The sequence below is a fragment of the Nostoc sp. genome (assembly GCF_036917395.1).
Taxonomy (GTDB): Bacteria; Cyanobacteriota; Cyanobacteriia; order Cyanobacteriales; family Nostocaceae; genus Nostoc.
Genome location: NZ_JBALDI010000016.1, coordinates 61758 through 73364 on the forward strand (window position 1 = coordinate 61758; position 11607 = coordinate 73364).

The following is an 11607-nucleotide window of genomic DNA, read 5'->3' on the forward strand; positions in this document are numbered from 1 at the left end:
ATCTTTTGATGTATTATTTTGATTTTCCCACCTATCCTATCCCCCTGGATGGGATAATAAGTTATAAGTAGGGAAAATGTGCAAACTATTCCCTAACTCAGAATTTCTCTGCACTCTGGTTATATTGAGGAACTAATTGTGGTTGCCACGCCGGAAAAAGTACAACACACCCACGAGCATCTATCAGGTAAAGACCGTGTAGCCGTATTGCTTATGGGCTACGGCGAAGTCGAAAGCTACGAAGATTTCGCCAACTATAACGAACAGGCTTTAAATCTACTGACAGCAAAATTTGCACCGGTGCCAACCTGGATTTATCCCCCTTTGGCAAAACTTTTGGCGCTATTTGACCGCCATGAGTGGGGACACACACACCACGATTTTATCTCCCCACACAATGCCATCTTTGAACAGCAACGGGCTGGGATTGAGAAGAATTTACAAGAAAAATGGGGTGATAAAGTTCAAGTTTTCAAGGCTTTCAATTTTTGCGCCCCTTTCCTACCCAATCAAGTTTTAGCAGAAATCAAAAACCAAGGGTTCGAGAAGCTGCTAATCTACCCTTTGCTGGTTGTTGATTCTATCTTTACTAGTGGGATTGCGATCGAGCAAGTTAACAACGCTCTCGTTGAGTTGACTGATGGTGAAGAACACTGGGTTAAAGCACAGCGCTACATTCCTTCTTTCTTCAATGAACCAGCTTACATCGATTTGATGGCTCATCTGGTTGAAGAGAAAATTGCTGAGTTAGCCGCAGCTTATCTACCTTCTCAAATCGGCATTGTGTTAATGAACCACGGTTGTCCGCACAAAGCCAAAGGATTTACTTCTGGGATTGCCGAAAGTGAAGCAATGTACGATTTGGTTCGGGATAAGTTGATTAACCGCTATCCCTTAATCTCAGTGGGTTGGCTCAATCATGACACGCCTCTAATTGATTGGACACAGCCAAACGCCCAACAAGCAGCAAATAACCTAATTCAATTAGGTGCAAAAGTGGTAATTTTTATGCCAATTGGTTTTGCCACAGAAAACCACGAAACTTTATTGGATGTACACCATATCATCCATGCTTTGGAAAAACAGCATCCTGGTACGAACTACGTGCAAATGGCTTGCGTCAACGACCATCCAGAATTTTTGGCTATGGCGGGCCAATGGGCTGATGCTCATATTGCAGAGCTGTTGTCACAAAGTTTGGCAGTTAATCCCCAACTAGCTGGGGATCACCATCACCACCATCACCACCATTAAGTAAAGTTTGAGTTTAGGAGGGTGGGCATAGCTTTGCCTACCCTAAATTTTATAGTGTACTCAATTAACACTCCTACGCTTTCAAGCGGGGAGTTTTTTGATTGAAACTAAGCTTTCTCTATGCCTGTTACTTAAGCTTGAATTTCTCTATGCCGCACTGTACTAATTTACAATTATTTTTTTAATTTATTCTCTAAGCAAAATTACGAGATTATTTACGCATATTCACTGAAATTGCAAGCTCTTTACATAGCAGGAGTAGAATTTTTAAGTAACATTACATATTGAAAACTGAGATGCAATTTTAACTTTTTATTGATGAGAGCAACAAGCTTTGCAAAATATTTGGCTAGAAGTTTTGAAAAAGCAATACTTGACCGATTATCTCCGTGTGGGCGAACGATTAAAAAGTAATCGTTGAATTTAAATCACTCAAAAACAAGTCATATCAGTATTGTTACTTATAAATTTTTCATATTTTTTGTAATTATCCTGTAGTTTATACCGGTTACAACTAGATAGAAAATTCATATCTTTAAAGCATGTTTGAAAAAACATAAAGTTTACTAAATGCTTATCTGCATTAATACTGTCGTGTCTCACTGTGAGGGGATTCTATATTTTTCCGAGGAGTCAAGCATACGATTACCTTAAGCTGTTTCGGAAAAAGTAAGACATCCCTTTATTTTGGGCGAAGGTATTGTAAAAAAAATGCTTTTTGAAACTTTTTTTAGGTAGATATTTGCAAGATAGATCTGAGGTAATTAGTTATAGAACTTACGCACTGTACAAATTAATTATTATGTGCGTTGACAAAAATATTTAGTTTCAGACTTTTCTCAATCATCCTTTGAGCAGTAAGGTGGGTATCGCTGAAAAAGCGTCGAAAAATCAAGCTTAAATACCTGAAAACCGTCCTGCATGTTTGGTCATTTCTGTCAATGTAAAAGTTCGATAGCCAAAGTAAAAAGCCGCAATATTTATCACTCAATATGAGTGAACTAACACCATGAAAAACCACATTCAATCTCGGTCTAGCGTTACAACTTTAGAAAAATTTCCAGATCAGAGTGGCTATCTTTTGAGGCAGCCTCAAAATTCAGTTTCGATGCTGGTAGTTATAGACCCCAGAGTTGAAGACTATCCGATGCTAGCAACAGGAGTTGATGAAGGGGCAAATGTTTTAATTCTTGACCTTCATCGCGATGGTGTTGAGCAAATTACAGAGATGCTTGTCGATCATCCTGCTTCGGCGCTGCATATCGTCTGCCACGGTTCACCAGGCTGTTTAGCTCTAGGTAACACTTACCTTAATCTAGAAACCTTAAACTACTATTCAAGGGAACTGCAAGCTTGGTCAGCTTTTCTCGCCTCTGCCCCTGTATTTCTCTACGGTTGTAACGTCGCAGCAGGAGAAGTTGGGGAAGCCTTCTTAGCACGACTTCACCACCTTACCAGAGCAAACATTGCAGCTTCTGCCAACCCCACTGGCAGTGCTAAAAAGGGAGGAGACTGGGAACTGGAAGTTACCCTTGGCGACATTGAGGGTCCCTTAGCGTTTTCGGAAGCTGTCAGGGAAGCTTATACTTCGGTGTTGATTATCTCAATCAATCCCCTAACAGGTTTAGCTGTGAGGGAAGGGGATAATACTCCACAGACGTTAACAGTAGGCATTGATTTAGGTCTTAACATCCTCACCGCAGCCGATGCAACGATTACCCTCGACCCCGACGATCAGCTTGACTTAGGAAATGGGGCAGGCACTCCCGTTAACGTCACTATTGCTGCTGGTAGCACGGCTGGAAACACCAAAAACGTCTCTGTATTTGCTGTATATGACGGTATCCCTGAGGGCAATCACACTGGTACGATTAAGGCCACTATTTCAAGCAGTGACCCCATTCTCAAGGCACTGCCTGCTGTCAGTGTTACTGCCAATATCAGCGATCCACTATCACTCCCTGTGCTAAGTCTGACTTTACCCAAAAAGCCACTAACAGAAGGGGATAATACTGCACAGACTTTAGCAGTGGGCATTGACTTAGGTCTTGACAGTCTCGGTGTCCCTATCGCCACCAAAGCAGCTGCAACGATTACCCTCGACCCCGACGATCAGCTTGACTTGGGAAATGGGGCAGGCACTCCCATTAACATCACTATCGGTGCTGGTAGCACGTCTGGAAACACCAAAAACGTCTCTGTCTTTGCTGTATATGACGGTATCCCTGAGAGCAATCAGACTGGTACGATTAAGGCCACGATTTCAAGCAGTAACTCCATTCTCAACGCGCTGCCTTCTGCCAGTGTTACTGCCAATATCAACGATCCAATATCACTCCCCGTGCTAAGTCTGACTTTACCCAATAAGCCACTAACAGAAGGGGATAATACTGCACAGACTTTAGCAGTGGGCATTAACTTAGGTCTTGACAGCTTGGGTGTCCCTATCCGCACCCAAGCCGCTGCAACGATTACCCTCGACCCCGACGATCAGCTTGACTTGGGGAATGGGGTAGGCAAGCCCGTTAACGTCACTATTGCTGCTGGTAGCACGGCTACAGACATTAAAAACGTTGCTGTCCTCGCCGTCAATGATGGTGTCGTTGAAGGCAATCATACTGGTACGATTAAGGCCACGATTTCAAGCGCTAACTCCATTCTCAACGCCCTACCTTCTGTCAGTGTTACTGCCAATATCAAAGATCCACTATCATCTGGCACTGGCATCCGTGGCACTGGCACTGGCACTGGCACTGGCATCCGTGGCACTGGCACTGGTACTGGCACTGGCATTGGCACTGGTACTGGCACTGGCACTGGTACTGGTAATTCAGGGTCGTCGAAAGTGATTGACTTACGTGCCCAAGCCAATCAGCTAGTTAACTTTAACTTTGATCTTAAGAGTGAAGCTGTTTATAACAATAGTGTTGGTCTATACGTCGTTCAAGATGTAGAGGGTACTATTATCGATGAATTGACGAACGCCAAACTTACCCCAGGCGACGCGAACTATGCACAAGTCGCAGTTCGGCAAACTGTACCTGTCTCCAAATCCGAACTGGGAAGCGATCGAAGCGCGTCGGGATCAGAGCAGTTGAACGGTGGAGTTATTTATGCGCCTTATCTAATTGCCAACGGAACTCAGGATGGATTTCTATCGTCAAATCCCTCAAACCACACAGACCAAGGAACCAAGGGACAAGTCCCGTTCGCTTACTTTGCGTTTTTAGGGGCTAATCCCGATGGAATTGACCATTTTAGCTCACTTGGCAACAATACCTTTGCCTTTGAAGATTTGTTTGGTGGCGGTGATAAAGACTATGACGACTTGGTCTTGCAAATGAATCAGACTCTACCTGCTTAACCTCACACGAAAGTGCCCATTCACCCCAACTCAATCCTCACGCCACTATGCTCAACAGGGGAACTTTGCCTATGCAAGTGACTCCCTTTATCAAGGGAATTGGGAGGGGGTACTTTTTTCTACAGTATCTGATGACATCAAGTCCGATTAATTCCTTATGATATGTCATTGCGCTGGCGTAAGCCATCCCGTAGTGTACGCAACGGAGTAGAGTAAACGCGAATTGCATCTCTTTGAGACGCAATTCGCTTGCGGTTTGAGATTACCATGCTACGCTGTCCCTCCCTTGGCAATTAACTTATATCTAAGCGCACATTATATAAGCTTTTTAACCTTTTTCAAATAGATAGTTATTTCCGTGATGCTGCCTAGCTTTAATTCACTCACCATTAGCATTATTGAGTCCAGGGTGGGCAAAGCTTTGCCCACCCAACAACTAATTTACGCCCCGCAGCTTGCGAGTATTATCAACTAAACTCTGAGCAAATTGATCAAATCTTTGAGAGAGTTTCTCATCTACTAGCTTGTTTTCAGGACTGAAAGCACCCCAAGCTTGTCCGATCGCAATTTGTTCGGGAATCACCCAACCATGTACCCAACGAATAATTAGCCGGAGCTCATTTAAAGCATTACTATTAGACTGACCACCCAAGACACTAATTAGTCCTGTCACTTTATCCGACAGTTGCTCAAAGCTCATCAAATCCAGGGCATTTTTCAGGACACCACTAACCCCACCATGATATTCAGGTGTCGCTAAAATTAACCCATCAGCGCGACTGACTGTATCTTGCAACCGCTGAACATCTGGATACTCTGGATACTCCTTTGCACCAGTACAAAACGGTAGCTGCAACTGCCGTAAATCGAGAATTTCTACCTCTGCACCCACAGCTTCAACCCTTTGCACTGCTACTTCTAAAGCAAGCTGGGTATAGGAGTTGGGTCTTAAACTACCGCCAATGCCAACAATTCTAACCATAATTAACCTACAAACTATTAACTAGCTACTATCAACAGATTTTTTTTAAAACGGAATCGTTATGACTATGTTTATTTTAGCGATTTGTGTCGGAATGTGTCAAATTAAAATCTGCCGGAAAATTTTATAACAAAGGAGTTAACAGCTAAGAGTCAGGAGTAGCCCGCGTCTTGGTGGTCGCAAGTATGTTGAAACCTTTGTTATGAAGTTAAATTTAGTTTTGCAAGTACCATATGTATTTTTTTTACTGCCAAACATCTATCAACCTCTCGTTCCTATTGCTCTTCATAAGAATGAATTTGGGGAGGCTCTGCCTCCTTGGACTATAGGCAGAGCCTCGCTTATAAGCATTCCCATGCAGAGCTGGGAACGAGATCATGTCACTAAGACACGGGCTAGAGTCAGGAGTCAGGAGCCAGAATAATTATCCAGGTTGCTCAACTTCATGCAATAGCCGAAAGAAACTTGGGAATGGTTTTGTATGGAAGTTAGACTAGATAAGAAAAGTGTAATTTCCAGTTATTACAATTTTTGCTAGAAGAATAGGCATAAAACCAGCGCTCAACTTGTGCCAGCAGACAAAGGGTAATTATTATGACAAATTTGGGAAAAAAAGCATTGGTAAAAAGGCACTCTTCAAAGCGTGTAGCTTGGGTTGGTGCGCTTGCAGCTAGTTTGATTATGTTGCCAGGAATTTTCGTGAGTACTCCCGTTTTGGCACAAAAAGCTGACAGCACCTCTCTAAATTATGGTGATTTGCTGAAGAAAGCGAAGGCGGGAGAAGTCGAAAAAGTAGAGATTGACGAAACCGAACAGCTAGCAAGGGTTTATCTAAAGGGACAAAAGGAGAATACGCCACCGCAACAGGTGGCACTTTTAGCACAAAACACAGAGTTAATTAACATACTCAAAGATAAAAATGTTGATTTTGGCGAAGTTTCCTCTGCTAAGAGTCGAGCTGCTGTTGGACTGTTGATCAATCTCATGTGGATTTTGCCACTGCTGGCTTTGATGCTATTGTTCCTCCGGCGCTCTACTAATGCTTCTAGCCAAGCGATGAATTTCGGCAAGTCCAAAGCTCGCTTCCAAATGGAGGCCAAAACTGGAGTGAAATTTGAAGATGTAGCTGGGGTTGAAGAAGCTAAAGAAGAACTGGAAGAAGTTGTTACTTTCCTTAAACAGCCAGAAAGATTTACTGCTGTAGGCGCACGTATTCCCAAAGGAGTGCTGTTAATTGGCCCCCCTGGTACAGGTAAAACTTTACTAGCAAAAGCGATCGCAGGTGAAGCAGGTGTACCATTCTTTAGCATTTCCGGTTCAGAATTCGTGGAAATGTTCGTCGGTGTGGGTGCATCCCGTGTGCGTGACCTCTTCAAAAAAGCCAAAGAGAATGCCCCATGTCTAATATTTATCGATGAAATTGACGCAGTAGGTAGACAACGGGGTGCTGGAATCGGTGGCGGTAATGATGAGCGTGAACAAACCCTCAACCAACTGCTCACTGAAATGGATGGTTTTGAAGGTAACACAGGCATCATTATTATTGCTGCCACTAACCGCCCCGATGTTCTAGATGCAGCGCTGCTCAGACCAGGACGCTTTGACAGACAAGTGATGGTGGATGCACCCGATCTCAAAGGACGACTGGATATTTTGAAAGTCCACGCGCGGAATAAAAAAATTGATCCTGGCGTATCATTAGAAGCGATCGCTCGCCGCACTCCTGGTTTTACTGGCGCAGATTTAGCCAACTTACTCAACGAAGCTGCCATTCTCACTGCTAGGAGGCGGAAAGAAGCTGTCACCCTTTTAGAAATTGATGCTGCTGTGGATAGAGTTGTTGCCGGTATGGAAGGTACCGCCTTGGTAGACAGCAAGAGCAAGCGCTTGATTGCTTATCATGAAGTTGGACATGCTTTAGTGGGCACATTGCTCAAAGACCATGACCCTGTACAGAAAGTTACACTCATTCCACGGGGACAAGCACTAGGATTAACTTGGTTTACTCCTAACGAAGAACAGGGGTTAATTTCCCGTTCCCAACTCAAAGCCCGAATAACAGCTACTTTGGGTGGTCGCGCCGCCGAGGAAATTGTTTTTGGGAAGCCAGAAGTGACCACAGGTGCAGGGAATGACCTGCAACACGTGACAACTATGGCCCGGCAGATGGTGACACGGTTCGGGATGTCAGAATTAGGCCCATTGTCCTTAGAAAATCAGAGTGCAGAGGTATTTTTGGGACGCGACTGGATGAATAAATCAGACTATTCTGAGGAAATTGCCGCCAAAATTGATTCGCAGGTGCGCGAAATTGTTAACAATTGCTATATCAGATCAAAAGAACTGTTGCAACTCAACCGCATAGTTTTGGAGCGTTTAGTAGATTTGTTAGCAGAACAGGAGACTATTGAAGGTGATTTATTCCGCAAAATTGTTGCCGATAATGCTCAGATAGCCGATGCAAAATTGGCTGTACCTCATTAGGAAATAGGCAAAAGTCAATAGTCTATCAACTTTAGACTAGTACAGTGTGGCGTCAGTTTGCCCATCTTTAACAAGGGATTTTGTCCGATCGCAATTTGTTCGGGAATCACCCAATTATCTACCCAAGGAATAATTGTGCCTTGTTAGCTGGCTGGATTTAGGCCGTGGTGTACTAGTGAAAATCCAAAAGCTCAGATTCCCGACTTATTTAAAAAGTTGGGAATCTTTTTGTACAAAAATCAAAAAGCTGCCTGAGCCTTTCCACCGCTTAAACCCCTTGTTAGTTGATAAGGGATTTCCAAGAAATAAATTATCCAAATAAACGAACCACAGAGACGCAGAGAACACAGAGAAGAGAAGTAAAGAGGATTTTTGCGTCAGTTTTGGAATATTTTTTTATTTGGAAGTCCCTAAATACGCTTGACTAGCTACTTCGTTGTTTGAGACAGACGCTTTACTGATGACCTGTGTTCAGATAAGACTGCGACCGATACTTACTCCACCATCGACAAATAAGGTTTGTCCTGTGATGAACGCTGCTTCATCAGAGCAGAAGAAGGCGATCGCGGCAGCAATCTCTTTGACCTGACCGAACCGACCCATTGGAATCATGCTTGAATAGAGCTGTTCTTCCTTACTGCCGGGAGAAACTTTTTCATGAAACATTTCAGTTTCAATCATCAGCAATCCTAAATCATTCGTGAAAAGTTAGATCCCCGACTTCTCATAGAAGTCGGGGATCTGGACACTGTAAATTTGAACGAAATCAGATCGGACTGCTATAGTCGCTTTCTATTCTCCTTAATCTCCGTAGACTGACAGGATGAACATTGCAAAGTACACAACCTCATGTTATGTATGCAACGTCCTTTTTTCCAGTGGGCTACGGACGGTTGATCTGAGATAGATACTTCTTAAGGGCAGCATACATACTACATACTGAGCAATTAATCAGTTTGCAATACTTAATGTTCGAGAAACTAATAATTAGTATTTCATAATATTGTGATCTTCAGTACATATTTTTTTGTATCCATCGTGTAAACTTTATCTGCGGACTAATATTGCTAGATAAAATTATGATAATTCGAGCGCCAAGCAGCAGCATCCCTAATTTTGCTGTGGTATTAACCTGACTTAAAGTTCTGTTATTTCATTCCTTGTAGAGGAACTAGTAGGCAACTAAAGCATAAGTTTAATTGCTGCCAAAGCATTCCATTATTAAATTCAGTGTCTAGCAAGAGGTAAATACCTGAGAGCCAGACACGAGTACTTCAAAGCTTTATGGGGAAAGTATTTTATCGCTCTGCCATCCTTTGTATTTTTTGGGCGGATGTCAGCGGTTGAAAGTAAACATGCTGTTGTCTACTCATCAGATATTTGCCACGTAGCCATGAAGGTTTGACTAAGATGTGTCAGGCATTTGAGTAGTTAGGAATTAGCGTGCAGTAGTGAAAGTAATAGCTGACGTTACATGAAAAGCCATTAATTATACGCAAATCAGCAATCACATTATAAAAAAGAAAAAAGCATATGAGCACAACACGCAAGTTTCGTTTAGGTGCATTTATTCAAGCCACTGGTCATCACATATCCGCTTGGCGTCACCCCAATTCACAAGCAGATGCTGGATTTAATTTCGAGCATTACAAGGAAATTACCCAGACTGCCCAACGCGGCTTGTTCGATGCAGTTTTCCTTGCTGATAGCCCAGGAGTGTGGGGCGGCGCTCCAGAAACTCAGTATCGCAACGGTAAAATCGTCCATTTCGAGCCGGTCACCCTCTTCTCAGCCTTGTCCTCTGTGACCCAAAATATCGGCTTCATTTCCACCGCCTCGACTACCTATGAAGAACCCTACACCCTGGCGCGGAAGTTTGCTTCCCTGGACTACTTGAGTAATGGCCGGGCGGGGTGGAATGTAGTCACCACAGGGAATGAGAATGCCGCTCTTAATTTCGGACTTGAGCATCACCCAGAACATAGCCAGCGTTATGAACGCGCCGAAGAGTTTGTGGAAGTCGTGAAAGGATTGTGGGATAGCTGGGAAGATGATGCTTTCATCCGCGACAAAGAATCTGGGATCTATTTCGACCCAGATAAACTACATACACTCAACCACAAGGGCAAATATTTTTCCGTAAAAGGCCCTTTAAATGTCGGTCGTCCGCCCCAAGGCTACCCAGTGATTGTTCAGGCTGGAGCCTCCGAATCAGGACGGGACTTGGCTGCACGCACTGCCGAGGTAATTTTCACTGCCAATCAAACCTTAGCTGATGCACAGGAATTTTATGCTGACGTCAAAGGTAGGCTGGGGAAATATGGGCGCTTCCCAGACGATCTAAAAATTATGCCTGGTGCTTTTCCAATCATTGGCCGTACCGAAGAAGAAGCTCAAGAGAAATACGAATTCTTACAATCGCTGATTCATCCCGATGTCGCCTGGGGGATTTTAAAGAACTATTACAACCGTGTGGATCTGGCGAAATATTCCCTAGATGATTTGGCTCCCGAACTACCCAGCGACACCAACACCAACAAAAGTCGTCTCAAACTAGTCAGGGATTTAGCTACTCGTGGCACTTTCACACTGCGCCAATTGTATCTCTCTCTTGCCACCGCCCGAGGACATCGCACCATACTTGGTACTCCCGAAACCATTGCTGACCAGTTAGAAGAATGGTTCAACAACGGTGCGGCAGATGGCTTTAATATTATGCCACCAATCCTCCCTACAGGATTAGATGACTTCATTAACCTAGTCGTTCCCGTTCTCCAGAAACGCGGACTGTTCCGTACTGAATACGAAGGCAGTACCTTGCGTGAAAACCTGGGATTGCGTCGTCCGGGCAATCGTTTTGCCGCCAAACAAGTGAATGAAAAATTGGTGTTGGCATAAATGACTTTTAATATCTGCACTGTGCTTAATCAGCCCACCTTCTGTAGATCGCCGCCCTATAGAATCTGAAGATTGTAGCCAAATTGACACAAAATATGCTTACTCCCTTGCCTTTTCCTTTGCAACGGGGAGGCAATCTGTTGTGCGGCTTTGCAGACATGGACTAATACAAATTAACCAGCATCCCATGCTGCGAGAAAAACCCTGTAATTTTTTTTGAAGGAAAAAACATGAGTGAATATAGCCGATTGAAAACTTCGCGCTCTGCGGCAATCAAAGCAACCCTCGATTATCCAGTAATCGACACCGACGTTCACACCAATGATTTCACCCCGGCGTTTGAGGATTACATCGCCAATTACGGCGGTGTGAAACTTGTAGACGAATTACGCAAAACCGAAGCTTCGCGTCTCAACTCCAAGAGCGGGGGTAAAGACTGGTATCAACAAACCCCAGAAGAACGTCACTACAACCGCACAATCCGATCGCCTTGGTGGGCCAGAGTCACCAAAAACACACTGGATCTCGCCACTTATACCAATTCTTTATGAAGCTGCGCTAAATAAAGCTTCAAGAATAAAGTCGTAAGAGGTGAGAGAAACAATCACCTCTGGTGTAATATTTT

Annotated in this window: 6 protein-coding genes and 1 pseudogene; 5 read left to right on the top strand and 2 right to left on the bottom strand. The window is 43.7% G+C overall.

Going from position 1 to position 11607, the window contains the following annotated elements:
• Nucleotides 1–138: 138 nt before the first annotated feature.
• Together V7K46_RS08855 and V7K46_RS08860 are read left to right on the top strand one after the other, a co-directional pair.
• Nucleotides 139–1254 (top strand): ferrochelatase, encoded by a 1116-nt coding sequence (locus V7K46_RS08855; RefSeq protein WP_335112204.1) that lies wholly within the window; start codon nucleotides 139–141, stop codon nucleotides 1252–1254.
• Between the two features lie 1009 nt (nucleotides 1255–2263).
• Nucleotides 2264–4618, top strand: a complete 2355-nt coding sequence (locus tag V7K46_RS08860; protein ID WP_335112206.1) for a DUF4347 domain-containing protein — start codon at nucleotides 2264–2266, stop codon at nucleotides 4616–4618.
• 436 nt (nucleotides 4619–5054) lie between these two features.
• Here V7K46_RS08860 and V7K46_RS08865 read toward each other — a convergent pair whose 3' ends face one another.
• Complete coding sequence (locus tag V7K46_RS08865) at nucleotides 5055–5600, bottom strand: NADPH-dependent FMN reductase (RefSeq protein WP_273765199.1); 546 nt, start codon at nucleotides 5598–5600, stop codon at nucleotides 5055–5057.
• Nucleotides 5601–6194: 594 nt separating this feature from the next.
• On the opposite strand from V7K46_RS08865, the gene ftsH reads away from it, so the two are divergent.
• Nucleotides 6195–8084 (top strand): ATP-dependent zinc metalloprotease FtsH, encoded by a 1890-nt coding sequence (gene ftsH / locus V7K46_RS08870; RefSeq protein WP_335112208.1) that lies wholly within the window; start codon nucleotides 6195–6197, stop codon nucleotides 8082–8084.
• A 471-nt stretch (nucleotides 8085–8555) separates the two neighbouring features.
• Here the strand turns inward: ftsH and V7K46_RS08875 are convergent, their stop codons facing one another.
• Nucleotides 8556–8765, bottom strand: coding sequence for an SDR family oxidoreductase (locus tag V7K46_RS08875; protein ID WP_335112210.1), 210 nt, complete (start codon nucleotides 8763–8765; stop codon nucleotides 8556–8558).
• 852 nt (nucleotides 8766–9617) lie between these two features.
• Between V7K46_RS08875 and V7K46_RS08880 the strand changes: the two genes are divergently transcribed.
• Together V7K46_RS08880 and V7K46_RS08885 are read left to right on the top strand one after the other, a co-directional pair.
• Nucleotides 9618–10982: an LLM class flavin-dependent oxidoreductase gene (locus tag V7K46_RS08880; RefSeq protein WP_335112212.1), complete on the top strand. Its 1365-nt coding sequence runs from the start codon at nucleotides 9618–9620 to the stop codon at nucleotides 10980–10982.
• 230 nt (nucleotides 10983–11212) lie between these two features.
• Nucleotides 11213–11521, top strand: a pseudogene (locus V7K46_RS08885) (amidohydrolase family protein); the annotation flags it as partial.
• Nucleotides 11522–11607 lie beyond the last annotated feature (86 nt).